We start from the raw sequence: 24,517 nt of genomic DNA, 5'->3' as shown, positions 1-24,517 counted from the left end.
GCGCGCGGCGGGACCTACCGTCGGCCCCATGGAGGACACAAGACCCGGGTGCCGGGCGGCCGGTGACCGCACCTGGCGCGGTAGCGCCCGCCTGGCCGTGTGCTGTGCCGCCGGCTTCGGCGGTCTGACGTTCCTGGTGGACTGGGACGCCGGCACCCTGACCCCGGCGCGCGCGGTGCTCTGGGTCGCGCTGTCGGCCGGCGTCCTCGCCGTGCTGGTGCCGGCCCGGGTGACGGCGGGCCCCGGCTGGCTGACCGCGCGCGGGCCGCTGCGCCGCCGTACCGTCCGTACCGACTCCCTCGTCTACCTCGGCCGGTACGGCGACGTCTCCGGCCACCTGGTGCTGCGCGACACCGCCGGCAACCGGCTGGAGCTCGACCTGCACGTGCTGCACGCCAATCCGCTGCTCTGGCACGAGCTGGACACCGGCGTGCGCCGCTCCCTGGACCGCGGCACGCTGCGCCGGGGCGGCGAGGTGCTCGCGCGGCTCGGCCACGAGATCGACGACGCCACCGCGCTCGCGGTGCTCAGGGCCTCCGGTCTGACCTGACCGCCGGGCCGTTCACTCCTCCGGCAGGGCGCGCAGCCGGCCGCTCCAGCGCTCGCCGCCGGCGGTGGCCGGGTCGGTGACAGCGATGCCGAAGGCGTTCTCCAGCAGCGTCAGCACACTGTCCGGCGGCGCCGCCTCACCGCGGACCAGGCCCAGCGGCCGCATGCTGGCGTCGAGCCGTGCCGGGTCGTACCCGATCGGGTCGATCGCGTGCAGGGTGTGGAAGTCCACCTGGACGTCACCGCCGACCGCGTACTTGAACCAGTGCATCGGCTTCTCGTTGTAGTGGACCACGACGGCCTCGGTCCCCGCCGAGACGGCACCCAGGACCCGCTCGTCCAGCCCGTGCAGGCCGCCCAGCTCCCACGCCCACGTCCACGCGCCGTCCACCCCGGTCAGCACGACCGGTTCGTCCCCGTCGTAGAGGTCGTCACCGAGGTCGTCGGCGAGCGCGGCGCCGGCAGCGCGCAGCGCCAGGGTCCCGGGGACGGCTCCCATGCGGGTCAGCAGTTCCTCGGGGGCCACGTCCCGCGCGAAGGTCAGCGTGTAGATCGGGATGTCCTGGTGCCGGAACAGGTCCAGGCCCCGGCTCGCTCCTGTGGTCGTCATACGCCGGATGCTGCCACACCCCGGCCGCCGGGCCCGAACCGGCGGACGCCGGTCCGCGGGCCCCGCCGGGCGGCCCTATCGTGAGCCCATGCAGTCCTACACGATCGGCCAGGCGGCGCGGCTGCTCGGCGTCAGCCCGGACACCGCCCGCCGCTGGGCCGACGCCGGCCGGATGACCACCCATCGCGACGAGGGCGGCAGGCGGCTCATCGACGGCAAGGCGCTCGCCGCGTTCTCCGTCGAGCTCGCCAGGGCCGGGACGGCCGAGGAGGACGCCTCCTACACGTCGGTCCGCAACGCCTTCCCCGGCATCGTCACCGCGATCAAGCTCGGCGACGTCGCCGCCCAGGTCGAGATCCAGGCCGGCCCGCACCGCCTGGTCTCGCTGCTCACCCGCGAGGCCGTCGAGGAACTGGGCCTGGAGGTGGGCATGGAGGCCACCGCCCGCGTGAAGTCGACGAACGTGCACATCGACCGCGTCTGACCGCGGTCACCGGCACATCAGTGCCGCCCACAGGTCCAGCCGGTCGCCGAGCCGGGACAGGTCGCGTCCGGTGAAGTGCTCCACCCGCTGCATCCGGTAGTGCACGGTGTTGACGTGCAGGTGCAGCGCCTCGGCGGTCCGCGCCCAGGAGCCGTCGCAGGCCAGGAAGGTCTCCAGGGTGGTCACCAGCATGGCGGAGGCGGCGCGTCCGCCGGTCAGCAGCGGGCCGAGCACGGTCCGGCTGTAGGCCGCGCGGACGTCGGCCGGCACTCCGGTGAGCAGCGCGGCGAGGCTGCTGAGCCCGGTGGCGTCGACGAGGACGGAGTCCTGCGGGGCCGAGCCGCGGGCGGCGGTGAACGCGTACCGGGCCTGCGCCAGCGCCGCCCCGAGTCCGCCGGGCCCGTCGGCCGCCGCCCCGGTCCCGCCGTGCAGCGGTACGCCGGGCTCGCAGCCGGCGACCAGCGCCCAGACCTCCTTCGGCACCGCGTCCCCGGTGGGCAGCACGGCGAAGGCGAGCCCCTCCGGCAGCCGTCCCACCGCCGCGACGGGCGCCAAGTGCCCCGCGACCTCCGACAGCGCCCCCTCGGCCGGTCCCGGCCGGCGCGTCCCGGTGTCGGCGACCAGCACGCGGTAGGGCCCGTCGGCGGGCAGTCCGCACTCCCGTACGGCGGCCGGCAGCGCGCTCTCCGCGGCGGCCGGTCCGGTCAGCAGCGCGCCGAGTTCGTCGGCGGCCTGGTGCTCGGCGGCCCGGCGCCGGACGGCGGCCTCCTGGCAGCGCCCGAGCGCGGCGGCCACCTCGTGCAGCATCCCGGCCGGTGCGCCGTCCGGGTCCGGCAGGTAGAGCAGCCAGCGCTCGTAGGGCGAGACGCCGTCGGCGGCCACCGACACGGTCACCCCGCGCCCGTCCGCGACCAGTGCCGCCGCCTCCCGGGCCGGCACGGGCCCGGCGCCCGCCGTGGCGGCGACGGTCCGGCCGGACGGCGTGAACACGTGGGCGGCGAGCCGGTCCAGATGCGCGAAGGCGGCCGCCAGCACCTCCCCGGGCCCGGCCTCCCGCGCGAGCAGCCGGCTCAGCCGCACCCGCGCGTTCTCCGGCAGCGCCTGCCGCCGGCTCAGCTCGCCCCACTGGCGCAGGTACACGGTGTCCGTGATGGCCCGGAACATGATGTGCGCCGGCACCCCGGCGAGCGGGACCCGGTGCCTGGCGCACGCCTCCACCAGTTCCTCGGGGACGCTCCCGTGGGTCTCCTCGCCCGCGAACAGCGCGGCGGCCCCGGCCTCGCTGAGGCCCGACACGAAGCGCTCCGCCTTGCCCGGCGCCCACCACACCAGGCCGCTGAGCACCACCTCGCCGGGGCGCACGAAGCGCGCCGGGTCCTCCAGGTCCGTCACCGTGACCCCGCTGATCTCCCGCGCCAGCAGGGCGTCCTGCGCCCACAGCGGGCGCAGCCCGAGGGAGACGTCCGTCAGGAGGTGTTCGACGTGCATGTGCTCAGACTCCTCGCGCCAACCTCGCATTCACCAGGTGAGTGCGAGTTACGGCATCGTAAATGCAAGTCTGCCCGGACGGAACGCCTCTTGGTGGATCATCCAGGACCGGCCCGGCCCGGCTCGTTTTTTCCGTGCCCGGCACCAGTCGTGCCGGGCGGCCGCGCGTTGCTTCACTGACCGGCATGGACCTGAACACGGTGGTGGAGATCCGCGATGCCAGGGACTCGGCCCCCTGGCGGCCCGGCGACGCCTGGCTGGGCGGCGGAACCTTCCTCTTCTCCGAACCCCAGCCGCACCTGCGCCGCCTGGTCGACCTGAGCCGCACCGGCTGGCAGCCCGTCACCCGCACCCCGGACGGCTCCCTGGAGATCGCCGCCACCTGCACCGTCGCCCGGCTGTCCCGGACCGCGGCAGGCCTTCAGGTCCCCGCCGCTCCCCTCTTCGAGCAGTGCTGCCGGGCCTTCCTGGCCTCGTTCAAGATCTGGAACATGGCCACCGTCGGCGGCAACCTCTGCAACGCGCTCCCGGCCGGCCCGATGATCTCCCTCACCGCCGCCCTCGACGGCGAGTGCCTGCTGATCGCCCAGGACGGCGTACGACGGCGGGTCCCGGTCACCGCCTTCGTGACCGGCGCGGGCCGCAAGGACCTGGCCGAGGGCGAACTGCTGCGCTCGGTCACGCTGCCCGCCCGGAGCCTGGCCTGCCGCACGGCGTTCCGGCAGGCCTCCCTCTACGGGCTGGGCCGCTCCGGCGTCCTGGTGATCGGCGTCCTCGACCCCGTCGACGGCTCCTTCGCGCTCACGGTCACCGCGTCGACCGTGCGGCCGGTGCGGCTGTGGTTCCCGCTGCCGCCCACGGCCGGGGCGCTGCGGACGGCGATCGGGGCCGCGGTCGCCGACGACGAGTGGTTCGACGACATCCACGGCCTGCCCGAGTGGCGGCGCCACATGAGCTTCCGGCTGGCGGAGGAGATCCGCCGCGAACTGCGCGACCAGGGAGAGCGATGAGGATCGAGGTCAACGGGCGGTCCCACGAGGCGGAGCCGCGTCCCGGCCAGTGCCTGCGCACCTACCTGCGCGACCGGGGCTGGTTCGGGGTGAAGAAGGGCTGCGACGCGGGCGACTGCGGTGCCTGCACCGTCCACGTCGACGGCGAGCCGGTGCACAGCTGCCTCTATCCGGCCTTCCGCGCCGACGGCCGCACGGTCACCACCGTCGAGGGCCTGGCCTCCCCGGAAGGTGAACTCCACCCCGTGCAGCAGCGGTTCCTGGACGCCCAGGGCTTCCAGTGCGGGTTCTGCACGGCGGGCTTCCTGATGACGACCGCGGCCCTCTCCGAGGACCAGCTGACCGACCTCCCGCGGGCGTTCAAGGGCAACCTGTGCCGCTGCACCGGCTACCGCGCCATCGAGGACGCGGTCCGCGGCGTCCGGCACGTCGAGGAGCCGTCCCCCGGCGAGTCCGTCGGACGCAACCTGCCCGCCCCGGCCGGACCGCAGGTCGTCACCGGCACCGCCCGCTACACCTTCGACATCGAGGTGCCCGGCCTGCTCCACATGAAGCTGCTGCGCTCCCCGCACGCCCACGCCCGGATCACGGCGATCGACACCTCGGCCGCGCTGCGCGTCCCCGGCGTGCACGCGGTCCTCACCCATCACGACGCCCCCGAGCGGCACTACTCCACCGCCCGCCACGAGCACCCCGAGGAGGACCCGGCGGACACCCGCCTCCTGGACGACACGGTCCGCCACATCGGCCAGCGGGTGGCGGCGGTCGTCGCGGACAGCGAGGCCGCCGCCGAGGAGGGCTGCCGCCGCGTCGAGGTGACGTACGAGGTGCTGCCCGCCGTCCTGGACCCGGAGGAGGCGATGCGGCCGGGCGCTCCCGTGGTACACGACAAGGACCCGGAGGCCGCCCGGATCTCCCGCCCGCGGGCCAACGTCGTCGGCGAGGCGCACGGCGAGATCGGCGACGTGGCGGCCGGGTTCGCCGCGGCCGACGTCGTCGTCGAGGACACCTTCCGCACCCAGCGGGTCCAGCACGCCAGCCTGGAGACGCACGGCGCCGTCGGCTGGATCGACGAGGACGGCCGGCTCACCGTCCGCACCAGCTCGCAGACCCCGTTCCTCACCCGCCGCGCCCTGTGCGCTCTCTTCGACCTGCCCGAGGACCAGGTCAGGGTGGTCGCGGGCCGGGTCGGCGGCGGCTTCGGCGGCAAGCAGGAGATGCTGGTCGAGGACATCGTGGCGCTGGCCGTGCTGCGGCTGCGCCGCCCGGTGAAACTGGAGTACACCCGCGCCGAGCAGTTCTACGGCGCGACCACCCGGCACCCCTTCACCATCCACGTGAAGGCGGGCGCGGGCCGCGACGGCCTGCTGACCGCGCTCCAGCTGCGGGTGGTCTCCAACACCGGCGCGTACGGCAACCACGGCCCGGCGGTGATGTTCCACAGCGTCGGCGAGTCGACGGCGATGTACCGCGCCCCGCACAAGAAGGTCGACGCCTACTCCGTCTACACCCACACCGTCCCGGCGGGCGCCTTCCGCGGCTACGGGCTCGGCCAGGTCCTGTTCGCCGTCGAGTCCGCGCTGGACGAGCTGGCCCGCCGACTCGGCCTGGATCCCGTGGACTTCAAGGCACGCAACATCATCGGGCCGGGCGACGCGATGCTCACCCCGGGCGGCCACGAGGAGGACCTGCACATCGCGAGCTACGGCCTCGACCAGTGCGTGTCCATCGTGCGCCGGGCGGCGGCCGAACCCGTCCCGGACACGGTGCCGGACGGCTGGCTGGTCGGCGAGGGCACGGCGCTGGCGATGATCGCCACCGGCCCGCCTGGCGGTCACATCGCCGACGCCAGGGCCGCCGTGCTCCCCGACGGCGCCTTCGACCTGGCCGTGGGGACGGCCGAGTTCGGCAACGGCACCACGACCGTGCACCAGCAGATCGCGGCCGGCGAACTCGCCACCACCGTCGACCGGATCACGATCCGCCAGTCCGACACGGACGTCGTACGGCACGACACCGGCGCGTTCGCCTCCACCGGCACGGTCGTCGCGGGCAAGGCCACCCTGCGGGCCGCCCGCGCCCTGGCCGACCTGCTCCTGGACTTCGCGGCGGCTCACCTGCACGTCCCGCGCGCGGACTGCCGGCTCGTCCGGGAGGCCGTCCTGCACCCCGGCGGCCGGCTGCCCCTCAAGGAGCTGCACGCCGCCGCCCGCGGGGTCGGCGTCGAACTCGCCGCCGACGGCCACTTCGGCGGCACGCCGCGCTCGGTCGCCTTCAACGCGCAGTGGTTCCGGGTGGCCGTGGACCCCGGCACCGGCGAGATCCGCATCCTGCGCAGCGTGCACGCGGCCGACGCGGGCAAGGTGATGAACCCGATGCAGTGCCGGGGCCAGGTGGAGGGCGGGGTCGCGCAGGCGCTGGGCGCCACGCTCTTCGAGAACGTACGGCTGGACGCGCGGGGCGCGGTCGAGACGGCGGCCTTCCGCCGCTACCGGCTCCCGCAGTACGCCGACGTCCCGCGGACCGAGGTGCACTTCATGGAGACCGCCGACGCCATCGGGCCGCTGGGCGCCAAGTCGATGAGCGAGAGCCCGTTCAACCCGGTCGGCCCGGCGCTGGCCAACGCGGTCCGGGACGCGACGGGCGTGCGGTTCACGGAGCTGCCGTTGACGCGTGACCGGGTGTGGCGGGCGCTGGACGCCAGCCGCCGTACGCCCCGTCCACCCGTATCGCCGTGATCCCGCTGATGTGCCGGGCGCCGCAGCGGTCCTGCGGCAGGACCAGCTGGGGGCCCGCCAGATCCAGCGGGGTCCCGTCGATGCCGACGGCCAGCAGGACGGGTGCGTGCGCGAAGTCCGGGTCGATCTCGGCCCAGGAGAGCAGCGCGTGGTGCCCGTCGGCGCCGGTGACCGCGATGAGGAACCGCAGCCGGTCCTTGCGCCGGGCGGCGTCGAACGCGGGGCCCGCGGCACTGAGGACGTCGTACAGCAGGGGTCCGGTGAAGCCGTGGCGCTGCACGCCGCTGGTGGCGCAGTCGAAGCTGACCCGCACCCGGTGCTGGGGCCAGCGCAGGAGGTCGGACACGGTGAGCCGGGCCGGCCGTGCCAGGTCTCCGGTGAGGTCGAGTGCGGCGAGCGTCATGTGCGGCCTCCTCCCGGAAGACGGTACCCGCGGCGCACCTCCGTACAAACGCACATGCCAGGTTCTGGTCATAAGTGTGCAGCTCATGCGATGTGACAGAAGACTTACGGCTGGCAGGTGCGGCAGTATCATCGCGTGGCGGCTGATAGACAGGTCGCACCAGGGCGCGACAGCTTTTTCCATCTGGATTCAGAGGAGTTCACTCGTGATGACCCGTTCCGCTCGCCGGACCCGGCGGACCCTTCAGGTGGCCGGCGCCTCGGTGGCGGCCCTGCTTGCCCTGAGCGCCTGCTCCTCCTCGGACGACGACTCGTCCGCGAAGACGAAGTCGGACACCTCGTCCTCCGCGTCGCCCAAGTTGTCCGGCTCGATCACCGTGTTCGCGGCGGCCTCCCTCAAGGAGAGCTTCACGACGCTGAAGGCGGACTTCGAGAAGGCCCACCCGGGTACGAAGGTCGACTTCAGCTTCGGCGGCAGTGACACCCTCGCCGCGCAGATCACCAGCGGGGCCCCGGCGGACGTCTTCGCCGCCGCCAGCCCCAAGACGATGGCGATCGTGACGGACAAGAAGGACACCGCCACCACGCCGGCCACCTTCGTCCGCAACCAGCTGGAGATCGCGACCCTGCCGGGCAACCCCGACAAGGTCTCCTCGCTCAAGGACCTCACCGACTCCAAGCTGAAGGTGGTCCTGTGCGACAAGACGGTGCCGTGCGGCGCGGCAGCGCAGAAGGCGCTGGACGCCAGCAAGCTGAAGCTGACGCCGGTCTCCTACGAGGAGGACGTGAAGTCCGCCCTCAACAAGGTGGTCCTGAAGGAGGCCGACGCCGCGGTCGTCTACAAGACCGACGTGAAGGCCGCGGGTGACAAGGTGGAGGGCGTGGAGTTCCCCGAGTCCGCCGACGCCATCAACGACTACCCGATCGCCCTGCTGAAGAACGCGCCGAACCCGGAGCTCGCCAAGGCGTTCATCGCGCTGGTGCAGTCCGCCGAGGGCCAGCAGGTCCTGAACCAGGCCGGGTTCCTCAAGCCGTGACGAAGGTCGACGAGCCGGGCGCCGGGGCCGTCGCCGTCACGGACGGCCCCCGGCGCCGGCGCGTCCGCCCGGCCGTGCCGCTGCCGCTCCTCCTCCCCGGAGCGGTGGCGCTGGTCTTCCTCCTGCTGCCCCTGCTGGCGCTGCTGCTGCGCGCTCCCTGGGGCAGCCTGCCCTCGCTGCTGACCAGCACGGAGGTGTGGCAGGCGCTCCAGCTCTCGCTGCTCAGCGCGACGGCGGCGACGGCCGTGAGCCTGGTCCTCGGCGTTCCGCTGGCCTGGCTGCTGGCCCGCACCGAGTTCCCCGGCCGGGGCCTGGTACGGGCGCTCGTGACGCTCCCCCTGGTCCTTCCTCCGGTGGTCGGCGGTGTGGCCCTGCTCCTGGCCCTCGGCCGCAACGGGGTCGTCGGGCAGTGGCTGGACGCATGGTTCGGGATCACGCTGCCGTTCACGACAACCGCGGTGGTGATCGCGGAGTCCTTCGTGGCGATGCCGTTCCTGGTGATCAGCGTCGAGGGCACGCTGCGGGCCGCCGACCCGCGCTTCGAGGAGGCGGCGACGACGCTGGGCGCGTCCCGTTTCACGGCGTTCCGCCGGGTCACGCTCCCGCTCATCGCGCCGGGCATCGCGGCCGGTTCGGTACTGGCCTGGGCCCGCGCGCTCGGCGAGTTCGGCGCGACGATCACGTTCGCCGGCAACTTCCCGGGACGCACCCAGACCATGCCGCTGGCGGTCTACCTGGCCCTCCAGAACGACCCCGACGCGGCGATCGCCCTCAGCCTGGTCCTGCTGGCCGTCTCGATCGCGGTCCTCGCGGGCCTCCGCGACCGCTGGATGACCGCCTCATGACGACCCCCGACCCCACTCCGCCCGCGGCGGCCGACGGCGCGAAGCGCCCACTGGGGCCATCGGCACCCGACGCCGCTGCCGGCACGGACGGTGCGGGTGGGAAACACGTCCCGGCCGAGGGCCGGGCGGCCCCCACGCACCCGCACGCCACCGTCGGCCTCGACGCCCACCTGATCGTCACCCGCCCCGCCTTCCACCTCGACATCACCCTGACCGCCGCCCCCGGCGAGGTGGTCGCCCTGCTCGGGCCCAACGGCGCGGGCAAGACCACCGCGCTGCGCGCCCTGGCCGGCCTCACCCCCCTGACCGCCGGTCATCTGCGGCTGGACGGCAAGGAGTTGGACCGCACGCCGCCCGAGTCCCGCCCGGTCGGCGTCGTCTTCCAGGACTACCTCCTCTTCCCGCACCTCACGGCGCTCGACAACGTCGCCTTCGGCCCCCGCTGCCACGGCGTGCCGAAGGCCGAGGCCCGCGCGCAGGCGGCCGCCTGGCTGGACCGCATGGGCCTCGCGGACCACGGCGGCGCCAAACCCCGCCGCCTGTCCGGCGGCCAGGCCCAGCGCGTCGCGCTGGCCCGCGCCCTGGCCACCCGCCCCCGCCTGCTCCTCCTCGACGAGCCGCTCGCCGCCCTCGACGCCCGCACCCGCCTGGACGTGCGCTCCCAGCTCCGCCGCCACCTGGCCGAGTTCGAGGCCGTGGCGGTCCTGGTCACCCACGACCCGCTGGACGCGATGGTGCTGGCCGACCGTCTGATCGTCATCGAGCACGGCTCGATCGTCCAGCAGGGCGCCCCCGCCGACATCGCCCGCCGTCCGCGCACCGACTACATCGCCCACCTGGTCGGCCTCAACCTCTACCGCGGCCGGGCCGGGACCGAGGCCGGGGGCCGGCTGGTCCGGCTGGACACCGGCACCGCCGTCGCCACCACGGAGCACCTCACCGGTGACGTGTTCGTCGCGTTCCCGCCGAGCGCCGTCACTCTCTTCCGGGAACGGCCCGCCGGGGCGAGCGCCCGCAACGTCTGGCGCTGCGAGGTCGCCGGCCTGGAGATCCACGGCGACCGCATCCGCGCCGACCTCACCGGTGAGCTGTCGCTCGCCGCCGACCTCACCACCGTCGCGGCGGCCGAACTGGACCTGCACCCGGGCACCCCGGTGTGGGCGACGGTGAAGGCGACCCAGACCCACGCCTACCCGGCGTAGCCCCCACGACGTGACGCAGGCCCCGCCGAAGCGGGGCCTGCGTCACGTCGTCGCTTACCGCGGATCAGTCCTCGTAGGCGTCCAGCGGCGGGCAGGAGCACACCAGGTTGCGGTCACCGAAGGCCTGGTCGATCCGGCGCACCGGCGGCCAGTACTTGTCGGCGGCGGACACACCGGCCGGGAAGACGGCCTCCGTGCGCGAGTAGGCGTGCTCCCACTCCCCGCCGAGCGCGGCGGCCGTGTGCGGCGCACCCCGCAGCGGGTTGTCCTCCGCGGGCCACTCCCCCGACCCGACCTTGTCGATCTCCGCGCGAATGGCGATCATCGCCGCGCAGAACCGGTCCAGCTCGCCCAGGTCCTCGGACTCGGTCGGCTCGATCATCAGCGTGCCGGCCACCGGGAAGGACATCGTCGGCGCGTGGAAGCCGTAGTCGATGAGCCGCTTGGCGACGTCGTCGACGCTCACGCCGGTCGCCTTGGTGAGCGGCCGCAGGTCGATGATGCACTCGTGCGCGACCAGCCCGCCGGGGCCGGTGTAGAGCACGGGGAAGTGCGGCTCCAGCCGCTTGGCGACGTAGTTGGCGCTGAGCACCGCCACCTGGGTGGCGCGCTTCAGTCCCTCGCCGCCCATCAGGCGGACGTACGCCCACGAGATCGGCAGGATCCCCGCGGAGCCCCACGGCGCGGCCGAGACCGGCCCGACGCCGGTGGCCGGGCCCGCGGCCGGCTGGAGCGGGTGGTTCGGCAGGTACGGCGCCAGGTGGGACCGTACGGCCACCGGGCCGACGCCCGGACCGCCGCCGCCGTGCGGGATGCAGAAGGTCTTGTGCAGGTTCAGGTGCGAGACGTCGCCGCCGAAGTGTCCGGGCTTGGCGACCCCGACCAGCGCGTTGAGGTTGGCGCCGTCGACGTACACCTGGCCGCCGGCCTCGTGGACCTGGGCGCAGATGTCCGCGACGTGCTCCTCGAACACGCCGTGCGTGGACGGGTAGGTGATCATCAGGACGGCGAGCTGGTCACGGTGCTGCTCGATCTTCGCCCGCAGGTCCTCGACGTCGACCTCGCCGTCCTCGGCGGTCTTGACGACGACGACCTTCATCCCGGCCATGACGGCGCTGGCGGCGTTGGTGCCGTGCGCGGAGGACGGGATCAGGCACACGGTGCGCTGCTCGTCGCCGTTGGCGCGGTGGTAGGCGCGTACGGCGAGCAGACCGGCCAGTTCGCCCTGGGATCCGGCGTTGGGCTGCAGCGACACCTTGTCGTAGCCCGTGACCTCGGCGAGCCGCTCCTCCAGCTCACGGATGAGCGTCAGATAGCCCTGCGCCTGCTCGGCGGGGGCGAAGGGGTGCAGCTGGCCGAACTCGGGCCAGGTGACCGGCTCCATCTCGGTGGTGGCGTTGAGCTTCATCGTGCAGGAGCCCAGCGGGATCATGCCCCGGTCCAGGGCGTAGTCGCGGTCGGCGAGGCGGCGCAGGTAGCGCAGCATCGCGGTCTCGGACCGGTGCTCGTGGAAGACCGGGTGGCCCAGGTAGCCGTCCTCGCGCAGCAGCGCCTCGGGCAGCGTGTCCGCGGCGGCCGTGTCCAGCGCCTCGACGTCGCCCTCGACGCCGAACGCCGCCCAGACGGCTCCCAGCTGCGCGCGCGTGGTGGTCTCGTCGCAGGCCATGGAGACGTGGTCGGCGTCGACGAGGCGCAGGTTGACCCCGCCCTGCCGGGCGGCCGCGACGACCTCGGCGGCCTTGCCGGGCACGCGCGCGGTGAGCGTGTCGAAGTAGGCGCCGTGCACCAGCTCGACCCCGCCGTCCTTCAGCCCCGCGGCCAGGATCGTGGCGTAGCGGTGGGTCCGCTGCGCGATGGCCCGCAGGCCCTCGGGCCCGTGGTAGACGGCGTACATGCCGGCCATCACGGCGAGCAGCACCTGCGCGGTGCAGATGTTGCTGGTGGCCTTCTCGCGGCGGATGTGCTGCTCACGCGTCTGCAGCGCGAGCCGGTAGGCCCGGTGTCCGTCGGCGTCCACGGAGACGCCCACGAGCCGGCCGGGCAGGCTGCGCGCGAACTTCTCCCGCACCGCCATGTAGCCCGCGTGCGGACCGCCGAAGCCCATCGGCACACCGAACCGCTGGGTGGTGCCGACGGCGATGTCGGCGCCCAGCTCGCCCGGCGAGGTCAGCAGGGTCAGCGCGAGCAGGTCGGCGGCGACGGTGACCAGCGCGCCCAGCCCGTGCGCCTGCTCGACGAGCGGCTTGATGTCGCGCACGGCACCGGAGGCGCCCGGGTACTGGACGAGCACGCCGTTGATCTCCCGCGCGGCGAGATCGGCCGGGATGCCCTCGCTGAGGTCCGCGACGACGACCTCGACGCCCGTCGGTTCGGCCCGCGTCCGGATCACGGCGATGGTCTGCGGCAGGGCGTCCGCGTCGATGACGAAGACACCCTTCTTGTTCTTGCCCATGCGCAGCGACAGGGCCACGGCCTCGGCGGCGGCGGTGCCCTCGTCGAGCAGCGAGGCACCCGAGGTGGGCAGCCCGGTGAGGTCGGCGACCACGGTCTGGAAGTTCAGCAGCGCTTCCAGCCGGCCCTGGGAGATCTCCGGCTGGTACGGCGTGTACGCCGTGTACCAGGCGGGGTTCTCCATCACGTTCCGCAGGATGACGGGCGGCGTGAAGGTGCCGTAGTAGCCCAGCCCGATCATCGAGTCGAGCACCTGGTTGCGGTCGGCCAGCGACCGCAGCTCGGCCAGCACCTCGGCCTCGGTGCGCGCACCCGGCAGCTCCAGGGTGTCGGCGTTCTTGATGACGTCCGGCACGGCGGCTGCGGTCAGCTCGTCGAGCGAGCCGTAGCCGACCTGGGCGAGCATCTTGGCCTGCGCCTCGTCATCGGGTCCGATGTGGCGCTGCTCGAAGGGGATTCCCTGCTCTAGCTCGGAGAGCGGTACACGCTGGGCGGTCATTGCGGAGGCCTCCTGGTCTGACGCGACCTTCGAGGGGTACCCCGGCACGGGCACCCCGACGGCCTCCCCCTCTGTCATCTCAACCTGAGAGCTTCGCCGGACGCCCAGGGGATCCGGCTTGCACCGTCGGTGAGGACAAGCGCCATGGACGCCTGCCCTGCTTTCCAGAGTGACCTCGTCCGTGCGGTACGTGAGCCTGAGAGATTCCGGGGAGGATTTGCTCCTTCGGCGCCTCCGGTCTGCCCGGAGGACTCTCCCGCACGGGGTCAGCAGCCGTCTGCCAGCCTACCAGCGAGGGCACCGCACGGGTCTTCGAGTGGCCGCCTCCTTCAATGTGCTCTTTTGTAGTGCTTACGGATGAGGTGCGACCTAGTGGAGGGCCCGTGCAGACCGACATCGATCCGCGCAACCTGATCGGCCGCAAGGCGTTCGACCGCAACGGCACGAAGATCGGCACGATCGACGAGGTCTACCTCGACGACGCGACCGGGGTGCCGGAGTGGGCGGCCATACGCACCGGCCTGTTCTCCCGGGACGCCTTCGTGCCCCTGGAGCCGAGCGAGCTGGTCGAGGGCACCCTCAAGGTTCCCTTCGACCGCGCCCTGATCAAGGACGCCCCCGACTTCGGCGTGGGCCGCCACCTCTCCCCCGAGCAGGAACTCCAGCTCTACCACCACTACGGCCTGGACACGGCCGCCCCGCCCGCCGACCATCCCGACCACGACTTCGGCAAGCTGGCGGGCACGGAGGACTCGGGCGCGTAGGCCCGGCGGGGGCCGCTCCCGCCCTGCCCCGGCCCGGGACGGGGCCCTCCCGGCCCCGGAAGGCCCCGCGCTCCTGGTCACACGCCGACGCCGTCCGCGGGAACCTCCGGCACCAGCGGCAGCGGATCCACCGGTTCCAGCTCGGGGTCGTCCACCCGGAACGTCCGCACCCTCCCCGGCACCACCGACCCCGGCGTCTCGAACCGCACCGTCACCCGCCCCAGCCCGCTCCCCTGCACCCATCCGTGGCCGTACCCCGCATGGCGTACGTCGTGCCCCGCGGGCCACCGCCGCTCGACGGCCGCCTCCGCCTCGGCGGCCGGCTCCGCCACGTCCTCCTCCGCGGCCGGCTCCACCCCGTCCCCGGCCGCCGCCTGCGCGAACAGGTCCTCCTGGGTGTAGTCGGCGAGCCCCGACACGCCCACGCCCAGCAGCCGCACGCCTCCCGTCGTGTCCACCGAGTCCAGCAGCCGCGCCGCCGCCTCCCTTACCACCGCCGGGTCGTCGGTCGGCCCCCGCAGCGTCTCCGACCGGGTGAGCGTCGAGAAGTCGTACCGCCGCACCTTCAGCACGATGGTCCGCCCCGACAGGCCCGCCCCCCGCAGCCGGCGCACACACCGGTCGGCCAGCCGCTGCACCTCCATGCCCACCCGCGTCCGGTCGTGGATGTCCACGTCGTAGGTGTCCTCGACGGACACCGACTTGGCCTCCCGTTCGGCGACCACGGGCCGGTCGTCGTGGGCCAGCGCCATCGCGTACAGCGCGTGCCCGTGGGCCTTGCCGAGCAGCCGTACCAGTTCGTCCTCGCCCGCCTCGGCGATCTCGCCGACCGTGGTGATCCCGGCCCGCCGCAGGTGGTCCCCGGTCGCCGGCCCCACCCCCGGCAGGGTCCGCACCGTCATCGGCCCGAGCATCGCCCGCTCGGTGCCCGGCTCGATCAGCACCAGGCCGTCCGGCTTGGCCTGCTCGGAGGCGATCTTCGCGAGCATCTTGGAGGCGGCCAGCCCGACCGACCCGGAGAGCCCCGTGGCGCCCCGTATGTCCGCGCGCAGCTTCTCCCCCACCAGCCGCGCCGAACCGGCGTCCCAGGCGACCTCACCGGCCTCCAGGTCCACGAACGCCTCGTCCAGGCTCAGCGGCTCCACCAGCGGCGACAGCTCGTGCAGCAGCGCCATCACCTGCTCGCTGATCGACCGGTACAGCCCGAACCGCGGCACGAGGTACGCGGCGTTCGGAGCCAGTCTGCGCGCCTGCGCCATCGGCATCGCGGAGTGCACCCCGAACACCCGGGCCTCGTACGACGCGGTGGCCACCACACCGCGCGGTCCGAGCCCGCCCACGACCACGGCCTTCCCGCGCAGGCTCGGCTTCGACGCCTGCTCCACCGAGGCGTAGAAGGCATCCATGTCGAGATGCAGGATCGTGGGCGCGTTTCTCACATCTCCGATGCTGCACCACGCCACTGACAATGCCCCGGCACACCGCGGTGCCGGGGTGGGCTCAGACCGCCTTGTTGCGGCGCCGGGCCAGCTCGTCGGCGGGGTTGTGCCCGACCAGGGTCTCGCCCGTGTCGACGCGCTCGCCGTGCAGCTGGGACAGGGCGCTCTCCACGTCCCGCCACACCACGCCGACCGCGATCCCGAAGATGCCCTGACCGCCCTGGAGCAGCGCGTGGACCTCGTCGGGCGAGGTGCACTCGTAGACCGTGGCGCCGTCGCTCATGAGCGTCATGCGTTCCAGGTCGCGGAAGCCGCGTTCCCTCAGGTGCTGGACGGCGGTGCGGATGTTCTGGAGGGAGACCCCGGTGTCCAGGAACCGCTTGACGATCTTCAGGACGACGACGTCCCGGAAGCTGTACAGGCGCTGGGTGCCCGACCCGTAGGCGGGCCGCACGCTGGGCTCGACCAGCCCGGTGCGGGCCCAGTAGTCCAGTTGGCGGTACGTGATGCCGGCCGCCGCGCAGGCGGTGGGCCCCCGGTACCCGATCTCCTCGGTCGTCATGGACGCCGCCCCTCCGCCGCTCGGCACTGCCGCCGGACGCTGCGGAGCGTGACCTGCAGTGCTGCCGTGCTGGGGGTCCCCCCAACCCGAACGAAGTTGAGAGCTCGGGGGAGGGTACGGACCGCTCTCCCCGAGACGGCGTCCCGGGGCACCCCCAGCCATACCGTCGCCGCTGCTTCTCACGCCGACCTCCGTCCTTGACCTGCCTTCTCGACGGTAGGCAGTCACCAGGGGTGCGTCAACGATCGCCACACTCGGCACGCCGAGTGATAATCACCCTAGGAGTGGTTTCCCGTGCCCCACCGCGGGGAAAGGCTAGCCGAATGCGCTGACGGGAAGGCGTAGGACGCTCTCAGTGGCCGCTGGCAATTGCCCGCGAGTTCGCGGAACCTGCCCGACCGGGAACCGGCCCGTCACCGCCCTTCACAGGGTGGCGGACGGGCCGCTGCGGTCACTCACTGACTGCTGGTACCGAAGTCCTCGGGCGAGATCTGGTCGAGGAACTCGCGGAACTTCTCCACCTCGTCCTCCTGCTCGTCCGGGATCGCGATGCCGGCGTCGTCCAGCACCGTGTCGCTCCCGTAGATCGGGGTTCCGGTGCGCAGCGCCAGCGCTATGGCGTCGGACGGGCGGGCGCTCACCTCCACGCCGCTGGCGAACACCAGCTCCGCGTAGAAGACGCCCTCACGCAGGTCCGTGATGCGCACCTCGGTCAGCTCCTGGCCGACGGCCTCCAGCACGTCCTTGAAAAGGTCGTGGGTCAGCGGTCGCGCCGGAGCCATGCCCTGTTGGGCGAACGCGATCGCCGTCGCCTCCCCCGGTCCGATCCAGATGGGGAGGTAACGGTCGCCTCCCACTTCGCGCAGGAGCACGATCGGTTGGTTGGAGGGCATTTCCACCCGGACACCTACGACATCGAGCTCGTTCACACAGCAACCCTAGGCCGTGCCCGGGACGTTTGGGTAGTCGGGCCCGGAACGCGCGCCCGATCCGGCCTGTGCCCGGGTCCTGTCACGATGGTCATGGCAGCCGCACTCCGAGCGCGGTCTGCACCAGTGCGGCGTGCAGCTTCACCGTGAGCGCCGCCAGCTCTTTCGTACGGGCCTCGGCGTGCGCCCGGGTCTGCGGATTGCGGTGCCGCCTCAGCGGGGCCACCACCTGGTCCACCAGGCCCGCCTCACGGTCGGCGGCGGCCTTCATCGCCCGCAGATGGCGCGGCTCGATGCCGAACCGGCCCAGCTCCGTGACGAGCGCGGCCACGGTCACCGCCTCGGAGTCGTACACGCCGTCCTCCAGGGGCGCGAGCAGCCCGTAGGACTCCCACTCCGCCAGACGGCTCTCGTCGATCTCGGCGGCCGCGAGCAGCTCCTCCCGGCCGATCCGCGCCACCGCGGGCGGCTCGGGCACCATCGGCACCGCCTCGCCGTCCCGCTGCCGCCCCAGCACGGGCAGCTGCACGGCCTCACCGCGCTCCATGGCGTCCAGGTACTCCCGGATGACCTTCAGCGGCAGGTAGTGGTCCCGCTGCATCCTCAGGACGTGTCCGAGCCGCTCCACGTCCCCGGCGCTGAACTTGCGGTACCCGGACGGAGTACGGCGGGGCTCGATGAGCCCCTCCGACTCCAGAAAGCGGATCTTGGAGATGGTGACTTCGGGGAACTCGTCGCGCAGCACGTTCAGCACCGTGCCGATGCTCATCAGCCCGGTTTCCGTGGCGGCGGTGCCGTGACCGGTACCGCCGCTCGGTGTGTGCAGCATGGACCTTCTTCCCTGGGGTCCCCGCACGAGGTCCGGAGGGTCAGATGCCCTGCCGGCTCGCGTAGAAGACCAGCCGGTACTTGCCGATCTGGACCTCGTCGCCGTTCGACAGGGCGACCTGGTCGATGCGCTCCCGGTTGACGTACGTGCCGTTGAGGCTGCCCACGTCGGCCACCGTGAACGAACCGTCCGGCTGGCGGCGGAACTCCACGTGGCGGCGCGAGACCGTGACGTCGTCCAGGAAGATGTCGCTCTGCGGGTGACGGCCCGCCGTGGTCAGGTCGCTGTCCAGCAGGAAGCGGCTGCCCGAGTTCGGACCCCGGCGCACGACCAGCAGCGCCGAGCCCAGCGGCAGCGCGTCGACAGCCGCCTGGGCCTCCGGGGAGAGCGCCGGCGCCTGGGTCTGCCCGGTCACCTCGGCGTCGTACGCCTCCAGGCCGGAGATCGAGATCGTGGACGTCGTCTCGGACGCCCGCTCGGGCACGGCGCCCGGACGCAGCGGAGCACCGCAGTTGGAACAGAAGCGGGCGTTCTCCGCGTTGCGGTTACCGCACCTCGTACAAACCAGGGCCGACATGGACGGATCCTCCTGCCGCGGCTGCCCCGCCGGGTCGTTGGACGCGTACGGACCGGAGGTAAACCCTCCACCCGCACCTGAGGTTGACGGTTGCCCGAAACCTATGCCGCCGGACTGCGACGGGTCAACTGACGGCGCGCCCTGACCTCCCGAAATGTCACCCCCCGGACCAGCCAGCTGATCCCGGAACAGCGGACGCTGTCCGTCCGCGTCAGGCTGTGCGCGATGGCGAGCGGTCGCGTTGTCGCTGCCCTCTCGCGCGCTCTTGCCGAACAACTTCGAAAACAACTTCACGGGCGATTCCCCTTGACCGAAACAGACCCGCCCGTGGGGCAGGACGAACCCTGACTGAATACACCGGCCGACCCGGACAACCACACAACGTCCGTATCCACCAGACAGTTTCCACCACGCACCGGTTTCCCGGTGCGCCGACCCCCCGCATCCTCATGCCCTTGCCGGACGTCCCGCATGCACCGCTGGTTCACTGTGAGGACGACCGAGCGTAGTCAGGCTGCTTCGCCGGTCGCAAGGCATCCACGACGATCTTGGTCGATCGTTCGACGGTCACCGTCGCCTGCTCCTTCTCCAGGGTCTGCACCACGCCTCCGGGGATGTTGAGAGCCGGTTCGAGGTCCTGCGGCTTGCCGATCACCTTGAAAACGTAGGGCTGAGTGATCTTGTTCCCGTCGACGCTCACGCTCTTGCCCGAGTCGGTGAGGTAGGTGCCGGAGATCACGCGCACCCCGTTCACCTGGATCGCCTCCGCGCCGGCCGCGCGCAGCTCCTGGATCGCGTCGAGCAGCATGTCCGCCTGTACCGTCCCCTTCGGATCGTCGACCGTCATCGTGATGCCAGGACCCTGCGCCGCCACGGTGCCCGCCAGAATGCCGAGTTGCCTCTCCTTCTCGGCCGTCTGCTTGCGTGCCTCCGCCGCCTGGTCGGAGCTGCTCTGCAACTCCTGGCGCTGCTTCTCCAGTCCTGTCTTCTCGTCCTCAAGACGCTGAGTACGGTCGTCCAGTTCATCGAGGATGCGAACAAGATCCTCCTGGCGGGCGCCGCGCAGCGCGCTGTCGTTGTCACTGTTCGACGCCACCTGCACGGCGAGGCCGAATCCGAGCCCGAACAGCAGCACCGCGACGATCAGTTGGGCCCGGCTCACGCGCGGCGGCCACAGCCCCTGGACCAGCCGCCGACGGCCGGTCAGCCCGGCCTCCGGCGCCGGCTCGGCGGCGGGGCCGGCCTCCGGCGCCACGGCGGGCACCTCGGCGGGCAGTTCCTTGCGCAACCGGTGCTCAGGGTGTTTCCCGTGCTCACTCATGCCGCTCACGCCCGGAAGACATGCCGTCGGATCGCCGCGGCGTTGGAGAAGATACGGATACCGAGGACCACGACGACACCCGTGGACAGCTGCGAGCCCACACCCAACTTGTCGCCGAGGAAGACGATCAGCGCGGCGACCACCACGTTGGACAGGAACGACACCACGAAGACCTTGTCGTCGAAGATCCCGTCGAGCATGGCCCGCAACCCGCCGAAGACGGCGTCGAGCGCCGCGACGACGGCGATCGGCAGATACGGCTCGACGACCGCCGGAACCTCCGGACGGACCAACAGTCCGGCCACGACGCCCACGACGAGGCCAAGTACGGCGATCACGATGTGCCCTTCTCAGTCTTCTCGGTGTACGGCTGGGCCGTACGTACGATCACGCTGGGTGCGGCGGGCAGCCGGACGTCACTCTCCGTGGAGATCGTCGCCCGGATGTCGAAGTTCTCCTCCAGCGCGTGCAGGTACAGCCCGTCGGGACTGTCCTGGAACCTGGAGCTGAGCCTCTCCCCGTCCCCCACCGCCAGCACCGTGTACGGCGGCACCAGCGGTCTGTTGTCGACCAGTATCGCGTCTCCGGCGGCCCTGATCGCGGACAGGGCGGTCAGCCGCTGCCCGTTGATGGAGATCGCCTCGGCGCCCGAGGCCCACAGCCCGTTCACCACGCGCTGCATGTCGTGGTCCCGCACCCGTCCGGTGTCGGAGAAGCCGGAGGTCTCCCGCGGATTGCCGGCGTCGCCGCCGGCGGAGGCCTCCTTGGCGTCGTTGACGACCAGCTTCACGCCGGGGCCGTGCACCGCCGTGGCACCCGACAGGACGCCCACCAGGTCCGCCTGCCCGCTGCCGCCGCTCGCCTTCAGCGCCGCGCGCTGCCGGGCGCTGACGTCGTCACGGAGCTTGTCGACATTGCTCTCCAGCTTGTCGGCGTCCGCCGTCTCGCGGTCGATGCGGTCGATGAGCTCCTGCCGCTCCTTGGCCACCACGGGGGCCGTCACCCGCGCCTGGGCCGCTCCCACGGTCACCACCAGCGCCGCGAGCACCAGACCGCCGGCGAGGCCCAGCCTGGCCCGCAGGGTCTTCGGCATCCCGCCGGACTGCCCCTGCGCCCTCTTGCGGGCCGCCGCCTCGGCGTAGCCGTCGTCCAGGCTGTGGTCCATGACGTTGGTGATCAACGACATGGAGGCGTCCGGGCGGCGCGGCCGGGCGGCGCTGCTCCGAACGGGGGGTTGCTGCGGCATGCCGCACATCGTCGCACGTTGCGGCCGGTACCTCCGAATGGCCCCACCGGCGTGCCGGACAGGCCCCCCGCGGGGACACTTGTCCGGCACGCGCGCGTGCGGTGTCCTTACCGGCCGGCGCTGTCCACGATGGCCGACCATTCGTCCAGCAGTGCCTGCGCGGAGGCGTCGTCGGGACCTTCCGCCCACAGATGGGTGACGGCCTCGGCGGGGTCGGGCAGCACCATGACCCACCGCCCGTCCGTCTCCACGACCCGCACACCGTCGGTCGTGTCCACCGAACGGTCACCGGCCGCCTCGACCACGCGCCGCATGACCAGGCCCTTGACCGCCCACGGGGTCGCCAGGTCGCGCTTGAGGACGTGCGCCCGCGGGATCCGCGCGTCGATCTGGCTGAGCGTGAGCTGCGTGCGCGCCACCAGACCGATCAGCCGTACGAAGGCAGCCGTGCCGTCGTAGACGCTGCTGAACTCGGGGACGATGAATCCGCCCTTGCCGTCACCACCGAAGATGGTGCCTTCCTCACGCCCTACGCGCGTGAGGTCGTCGGGCGACGTGGTCGTCCACTCGACCTGGGTGCCGTGGTAGGCGGCCACCTGCTCGGCGATCCGGGTCGTGGTGACCGGGAGCGCCACACGGCCGCTGCGCCGCTCGGCGGCGACCAGGTCGAGCATCACCAGCAGCGCCCGGTCGTCCTCGATGATGCGGCCCTTCTCGTCCACCAGGGACAGCCGCTCGCCGACCGGGTCGAACCGCACGCCGAACGCGGCCCCGGAGGACGCCACGATCTCGCCGAGGCGCACCAGCCCGGTCCTGCGCTGGTCCACCGTCTCCGTGGGCCTGGCCTCGTTGAGACCGGGGTTGACGGTCAGCGAGTCCACACCGAGCTTTCCGAGCAGGCTGGGCAGGACGAGCCCGGCGCTACCGTTGGAGGCGTCCACGACGACCTTCAGGCCCGCCTCGGCGATCCCGGTCGTGTCGACGTTCCGCAGCAGCGATCCCGTGTACGAGTCGAAGACGCTGGCCGGGAAGTACAGGTCGCCGATCTCGCCGGGGAACGCGCGCCGGTACTCCTGCCGCGCGAAGATCCGGTCCAGCTTGCGCTGGCTGGCCTGCGAGAGGTCCGCGCCCCGCCCGTCGAAGAACATGATGTCGACGGAGTCGGGCACCCCGGGCGAGGTCCGGATCATGATGCCGCCGGCGCTGCCTCGCGCGGTCTGCTGCCGCGCCACCGGCAGCGGCACGTTCTCCAGGTCGCGTACGTCGATGGCGCTGGCCTGGAGAGCGGAGATCACCGCTCTCTTGAGTGCGCGCGCACCGCGCGAGTGGTCACGTGCCGTGGTGACCGTGGACCCCTTCTTCAGGGTGGTCGCATACGCGCCGGCCAGCCGCACGGCCAGTTCCGGCGTGATCTCCACGTTCAGGATTCCGGAGACACCCCGGGCGCCGAAGAGATGCGCCTGTCCGCGGGACTCCCAGATCACCGACGTGTTGACGAAGGCACCGGCTTCGATGGTCTTGAAGGGATAGACCCGGACGTTGCCCTGGACGATCGATTCTTCACCGATCAGGCACTCGTCACCGATGACCGCGCCGTCCTCGATCCGGGCGGCTCGCATGATGTCGGTGTTCTTGCCGACGACGCAGCCGCGCAGATTGCTGTGCTGTCCGACGTAGACGTTGTCGTGGACGACGGCCCGGTGGAGGAAGGCGCCGCTCTTCACGACGACGTTCGATCCCACGACCGTGTGCTCGCGGATTTCCGTGCCGGCCTCGACCTTGGCGTAGTCACCGATGTACAGCGGCCCGCGCAGGACGGCGTCCGCGTGCACTTCGGCGCCTTCGGCGACCCAGACTCCGGGCGATATCTCGAAGCCGTCGATGTCGACGTCGACCTTGCCCTCCAGGACGTCGGCCTGCGCCTTCACGTACGACTCGTGGGTACCCACGTCCTCCCAGTAGCCCTCGGCGACATAGCCGTAGATCGGCTTGCCTTCCTTCATCAGCTGCGGGAAGACATCACCGGACCAGTCGACAGGAACGTCGGCCTCGACGTAGTCGAACACCTCGGGCTCCATGACGTAGATGCCCGTGTTCACCGTGTCGGAGAAGACCTGGCCCCAGGTCGGCTTCTCGAGGAAGCGCTCGACCTTTCCCTCTTCGTCGACGATGGTGATGCCGAATTCCAGCGGATTGGGCACGCGGGTCAGGCAGACCGTGACGAGCGCGCCCTTTGCCTTGTGGAAGTTGATGAGTTCGGTGAGGTCGAAGTCGGTCAGCGCATCGCCGGAGATGACGAGGAAGGCATCGTCCTTCAACGCCTCTTCGGCGTTCTTGACGCTTCCGGCGGTACCGAGTGGCTTCTCCTCATTGGCATACGTGAGCTCCATGCCGAGCTCTTCGCCGTCTCCGAAGTAGTTCTTGACCAGCGATGCCAGGAACTGCACGGTGACGACGGTCTCGGTGAGCCCATGCCTTTTGAGCAGCCGAAGCACGTGCTCCATGATCGGGCGGTTCACCACCGGAAGGAGCGGCTTGGGCATGCTAGAGGTCATAGGGCGAAGGCGTGTGCCTTCGCCACCGGCCATCACGACGGCCTTCATGTCGGAAGCGTCCTCCTCTAAAAGATGACGGTCTAGCCGACTTCACCCGTCCAGATTGTCCCGCACTTTTCCGCGGCGGGCCATCGAGAGCCACTACGTCCGGACAATCGCCGAGCTCAATCGGCTGTGGCGTCCGCACGAACCAGACGGCGGACCTGCACCACGTAGAGCACTCCTGCCCACCAATAGAGGGTTGTACCCCATCCGGCGAACGCCCATCCGAAAATGGCAGCGAGTGACGAGATCCAGCCGCTTCCGTCACTCAGCAGCAGGAGCGGGAACGCGTACATGAGGTTGAACGTGGCGGCCTTGCCGAGGAAGTTCACCTGCGGCGGCGGGTAGCCGTGCCGCCTGAGGATCCCCACCATCACCAGCAGCACCAGCTCGCGCAGCAGCAGCACGCCCGTCAGCCAGAGGGGCAGGATCTCGCGCCAGGTGAGGCCGACGAGCGTCGACAGGATGTAGAGCCGGTCCGCGGCGGGGTCCAGGAGCCGGCCGAGGCTGCTGATCTGGTTCCAGCGCCGGGCGAGCTTGCCGTCCAGGTAGTCGCTGATGCCGCTGAAGGCGAGGACGAGCAGCGCCCAGCCGTCGCTCTTCGGCCCGCCGAACTCGGGCCTGAGGATCAACCACAGGAAGACGGGCACGCCGACGAGGCGGGCCATGCTGAGGATGTTCGGGATGGTGAGGACCCGGTCCGTCTGGACACGGGTCTCCTGGACCTCCACCCGGGGGCCTCCTGTGATGGGAAACGAGCCAACTTTGCCCCCTGACCTTACCTCAACACAAAAAAGCTCCGGCTCTCGGGCTTGATGCCCAAGAGCCGGAGCTCTAAAAGGAGTTCGGCGGTGTCCTACTCTCCCACAGGGTCCCCCCTGCAGTACCATCGGCGCTGTAAGGCTTAGCTTCCGGGTTCGGAATGTAACCGGGCGTTT

21 protein-coding genes, 1 rRNA gene, 1 pseudogene and 1 riboswitch are annotated in these 24,517 nt (G+C 71.8%); of the genes and pseudogenes, 8 read left to right on the top strand and 15 right to left on the bottom strand.

From position 1 onward, the window contains the following. Window positions 1-28: 28 nt before the first annotated feature. Window positions 29-550: a hypothetical protein gene (locus tag ACIQOE_RS19250; RefSeq protein ID WP_401412574.1), complete on the top strand. Its 522-nt coding sequence runs from the start codon at window positions 29-31 to the stop codon at window positions 548-550. Window positions 551-562: 12 nt separating this feature from the next. On the opposite strand, the gene ACIQOE_RS19245 is transcribed toward ACIQOE_RS19250, so the two are convergent. Further along, window positions 563-1,159: a DUF6461 domain-containing protein gene (locus ACIQOE_RS19245; RefSeq protein ID WP_401412572.1), complete on the bottom strand. Its 597-nt coding sequence runs from the start codon at window positions 1,157-1,159 to the stop codon at window positions 563-565. 88 nt (window positions 1,160-1,247) lie between these two features. Between ACIQOE_RS19245 and ACIQOE_RS19240 the strand changes: the two genes are divergently transcribed. Then, entirely contained in the window at window positions 1,248-1,643 is a 396-nt protein-coding gene (locus ACIQOE_RS19240) for a helix-turn-helix transcriptional regulator (protein WP_351328941.1), read from the top strand. A gap of 6 nt (window positions 1,644-1,649) precedes the next feature. On the opposite strand, the gene ACIQOE_RS19235 is transcribed toward ACIQOE_RS19240, so the two are convergent. Then, window positions 1,650-3,131 carry a PucR family transcriptional regulator gene (locus ACIQOE_RS19235; protein ID WP_401412570.1) on the bottom strand — a complete coding sequence of 494 codons (1,482 nt, stop codon included), beginning with the start codon at window positions 3,129-3,131 and terminating at the stop codon, window positions 1,650-1,652. 185 nt (window positions 3,132-3,316) lie between these two features. On the opposite strand from ACIQOE_RS19235, the gene ACIQOE_RS19230 reads away from it, so the two are divergent. Beyond that, complete coding sequence (locus ACIQOE_RS19230) at window positions 3,317-4,141, top strand: FAD binding domain-containing protein (protein ID WP_401412568.1); 825 nt, start codon at window positions 3,317-3,319, stop codon at window positions 4,139-4,141. Beyond that, entirely contained in the window at window positions 4,138-6,879 is a 2,742-nt protein-coding gene (locus tag ACIQOE_RS19225) for a molybdopterin-dependent oxidoreductase (protein ID WP_365553488.1), read from the top strand. The genes ACIQOE_RS19230 and ACIQOE_RS19225 overlap by 4 nt, the downstream gene beginning before the upstream one ends. Here ACIQOE_RS19225 and ACIQOE_RS19220 read toward each other — a convergent pair. Next, complete coding sequence (locus ACIQOE_RS19220; protein WP_351328948.1) at window positions 6,794-7,282, bottom strand: molybdopterin-dependent oxidoreductase; 489 nt, start codon at window positions 7,280-7,282, stop codon at window positions 6,794-6,796. The genes ACIQOE_RS19225 and ACIQOE_RS19220 overlap by 86 nt on opposite strands. A 208-nt stretch (window positions 7,283-7,490) precedes the next feature. On the opposite strand from ACIQOE_RS19220, the gene modA reads away from it, so the two are divergent. Genes modA through ACIQOE_RS19205 form a run of 3 tightly spaced genes read left to right on the top strand, consistent with a single transcriptional unit; the run spans window position 7,491 to window position 10,365 of the window. Then, the gene (gene modA, locus ACIQOE_RS19215; protein WP_351328949.1) at window positions 7,491-8,318 is read left to right on the top strand and encodes a molybdate ABC transporter substrate-binding protein; all 828 of its coding nucleotides are present in this window, start codon (window positions 7,491-7,493) and stop codon (window positions 8,316-8,318) included. Beyond that, a complete protein-coding gene (gene modB, locus ACIQOE_RS19210; protein WP_351328952.1) occupies window positions 8,315-9,163 on the top strand; it encodes a molybdate ABC transporter permease subunit in 849 nt (282 codons plus the stop codon). The genes modA and modB overlap by 4 nt, the downstream gene beginning before the upstream one ends. Then, the gene (locus ACIQOE_RS19205) at window positions 9,160-10,365 is read left to right on the top strand and encodes an ABC transporter ATP-binding protein (RefSeq protein ID WP_365577343.1); all 1,206 of its coding nucleotides are present in this window, start codon (window positions 9,160-9,162) and stop codon (window positions 10,363-10,365) included. The genes modB and ACIQOE_RS19205 overlap by 4 nt, the downstream gene beginning before the upstream one ends. A 64-nt stretch (window positions 10,366-10,429) precedes the next feature. On the opposite strand, the gene gcvP is transcribed toward ACIQOE_RS19205, so the two are convergent. Then, a complete protein-coding gene (gene gcvP / locus ACIQOE_RS19200) occupies window positions 10,430-13,315 on the bottom strand; it encodes an aminomethyl-transferring glycine dehydrogenase (protein WP_365577341.1) in 2,886 nt (961 codons plus the stop codon). 174 nt (window positions 13,316-13,489) lie between these two features. Next, window positions 13,490-13,584: riboswitch (glycine riboswitch) on the bottom strand. 114 nt (window positions 13,585-13,698) lie between these two features. On the opposite strand from gcvP, the gene ACIQOE_RS19195 reads away from it, so the two are divergent. After that, window positions 13,699-14,079 (top strand): PRC-barrel domain-containing protein, encoded by a 381-nt coding sequence (locus tag ACIQOE_RS19195; protein WP_351328959.1) that lies wholly within the window; start codon window positions 13,699-13,701, stop codon window positions 14,077-14,079. On the opposite strand, the pseudogene ACIQOE_RS19190 reads toward ACIQOE_RS19195, so the two are convergent. The 11 genes and pseudogenes from ACIQOE_RS19190 to rrf form a co-directional block, all read right to left on the bottom strand. Further along, window positions 13,992-15,518, bottom strand: a pseudogene (locus ACIQOE_RS19190) (DNA polymerase IV). The gene ACIQOE_RS19195 and the pseudogene ACIQOE_RS19190 sit on opposite strands and share 88 nt — an antisense overlap. A gap of 61 nt (window positions 15,519-15,579) precedes the next feature. Then, window positions 15,580-16,263, bottom strand: coding sequence for a MerR family transcriptional regulator (locus ACIQOE_RS19185; protein WP_351328961.1), 684 nt, complete (start codon window positions 16,261-16,263; stop codon window positions 15,580-15,582). 272 nt (window positions 16,264-16,535) lie between these two features. After that, window positions 16,536-17,009: a bifunctional nuclease family protein gene (locus ACIQOE_RS19180; RefSeq protein ID WP_026253112.1), complete on the bottom strand. Its 474-nt coding sequence runs from the start codon at window positions 17,007-17,009 to the stop codon at window positions 16,536-16,538. A gap of 91 nt (window positions 17,010-17,100) precedes the next feature. Then, the gene (locus ACIQOE_RS19175) at window positions 17,101-17,838 is read right to left on the bottom strand and encodes a MerR family transcriptional regulator (protein WP_365553477.1); all 738 of its coding nucleotides are present in this window, start codon (window positions 17,836-17,838) and stop codon (window positions 17,101-17,103) included. A 40-nt stretch (window positions 17,839-17,878) separates the two neighbouring features. Then, entirely contained in the window at window positions 17,879-18,709 is an 831-nt protein-coding gene (locus ACIQOE_RS19170; protein ID WP_351328964.1) for an FHA domain-containing protein, read from the bottom strand. Window positions 18,710-18,899: 190 nt separating this feature from the next. After that, window positions 18,900-19,736 carry a DUF881 domain-containing protein gene (locus ACIQOE_RS19165; protein WP_365554478.1) on the bottom strand — a complete coding sequence of 279 codons (837 nt, stop codon included), beginning with the start codon at window positions 19,734-19,736 and terminating at the stop codon, window positions 18,900-18,902. A gap of 5 nt (window positions 19,737-19,741) precedes the next feature. Next, window positions 19,742-20,074: a small basic family protein gene (locus ACIQOE_RS19160; RefSeq protein WP_046727248.1), complete on the bottom strand. Its 333-nt coding sequence runs from the start codon at window positions 20,072-20,074 to the stop codon at window positions 19,742-19,744. Next, window positions 20,071-20,982, bottom strand: a complete 912-nt coding sequence (locus tag ACIQOE_RS19155; protein WP_351328966.1) for a DUF881 domain-containing protein — start codon at window positions 20,980-20,982, stop codon at window positions 20,071-20,073. The genes ACIQOE_RS19160 and ACIQOE_RS19155 overlap by 4 nt, the downstream gene beginning before the upstream one ends. 107 nt (window positions 20,983-21,089) lie before the next feature. Then, window positions 21,090-23,585 (bottom strand): mannose-1-phosphate guanyltransferase, encoded by a 2,496-nt coding sequence (locus tag ACIQOE_RS19150; RefSeq protein ID WP_363014941.1) that lies wholly within the window; start codon window positions 23,583-23,585, stop codon window positions 21,090-21,092. Between the two features lie 116 nt (window positions 23,586-23,701). Further along, entirely contained in the window at window positions 23,702-24,310 is a 609-nt protein-coding gene (locus tag ACIQOE_RS19145) for a CDP-alcohol phosphatidyltransferase family protein (protein ID WP_351328970.1), read from the bottom strand. A gap of 112 nt (window positions 24,311-24,422) precedes the next feature. Then, window positions 24,423-24,517 (bottom strand): 5S ribosomal RNA (gene rrf / locus ACIQOE_RS19140); the annotation flags it as partial.

The sequence above is a fragment of the Streptomyces sp. NPDC091282 genome, from assembly GCF_044757385.1.
Lineage (GTDB): Bacteria > Actinomycetota > Actinomycetes > Streptomycetales > Streptomycetaceae > Streptomyces > Streptomyces gramineus.
The sequence above is the reverse complement of the archived record's forward strand: the minus strand, read 5'-3'. Positions and strand labels throughout refer to the sequence as shown.

Bases quoted from the DNA above. Each gene is read 5' to 3' on its own strand.
- ACIQOE_RS19155 (WP_351328966.1), bottom strand. From the start codon at position 20,982: ATGCCGCAGCAACCCCCCGTTCGGAGCAGCGCCGCCCGGCCGCGCCGC.
- ACIQOE_RS19245 (WP_401412572.1), bottom strand. From the start codon at position 1,159: ATGACGACCACAGGAGCGAGCCGGGGCCTGGACCTGTTCCGGCACCAG.
- ACIQOE_RS19165 (WP_365554478.1), bottom strand. From the start codon at position 19,736: ATGAGTGAGCACGGGAAACACCCTGAGCACCGGTTGCGCAAGGAACTG.
- ACIQOE_RS19240 (WP_351328941.1), top strand. From the start codon at position 1,248: ATGCAGTCCTACACGATCGGCCAGGCGGCGCGGCTGCTCGGCGTCAGC.
- gcvP (WP_365577341.1), bottom strand. From the start codon at position 13,315: ATGACCGCCCAGCGTGTACCGCTCTCCGAGCTAGAGCAGGGAATCCCC.
- modA (WP_351328949.1), top strand. From the start codon at position 7,491: ATGACCCGTTCCGCTCGCCGGACCCGGCGGACCCTTCAGGTGGCCGGC.
- ACIQOE_RS19230 (WP_401412568.1), top strand. From the start codon at position 3,317: ATGGACCTGAACACGGTGGTGGAGATCCGCGATGCCAGGGACTCGGCC.
- ACIQOE_RS19235 (WP_401412570.1), bottom strand. From the start codon at position 3,131: ATGCACGTCGAACACCTCCTGACGGACGTCTCCCTCGGGCTGCGCCCG.
- ACIQOE_RS19220 (WP_351328948.1), bottom strand. From the start codon at position 7,282: ATGACGCTCGCCGCACTCGACCTCACCGGAGACCTGGCACGGCCGGCC.
- ACIQOE_RS19175 (WP_365553477.1), bottom strand. From the start codon at position 17,838: ATGCTGCACACACCGAGCGGCGGTACCGGTCACGGCACCGCCGCCACG.
- ACIQOE_RS19150 (WP_363014941.1), bottom strand. From the start codon at position 23,585: ATGAAGGCCGTCGTGATGGCCGGTGGCGAAGGCACACGCCTTCGCCCT.
- ACIQOE_RS19250 (WP_401412574.1), top strand. From the start codon at position 29: ATGGAGGACACAAGACCCGGGTGCCGGGCGGCCGGTGACCGCACCTGG.
- ACIQOE_RS19205 (WP_365577343.1), top strand. From the start codon at position 9,160: ATGACGACCCCCGACCCCACTCCGCCCGCGGCGGCCGACGGCGCGAAG.
- ACIQOE_RS19225 (WP_365553488.1), top strand. From the start codon at position 4,138: ATGAGGATCGAGGTCAACGGGCGGTCCCACGAGGCGGAGCCGCGTCCC.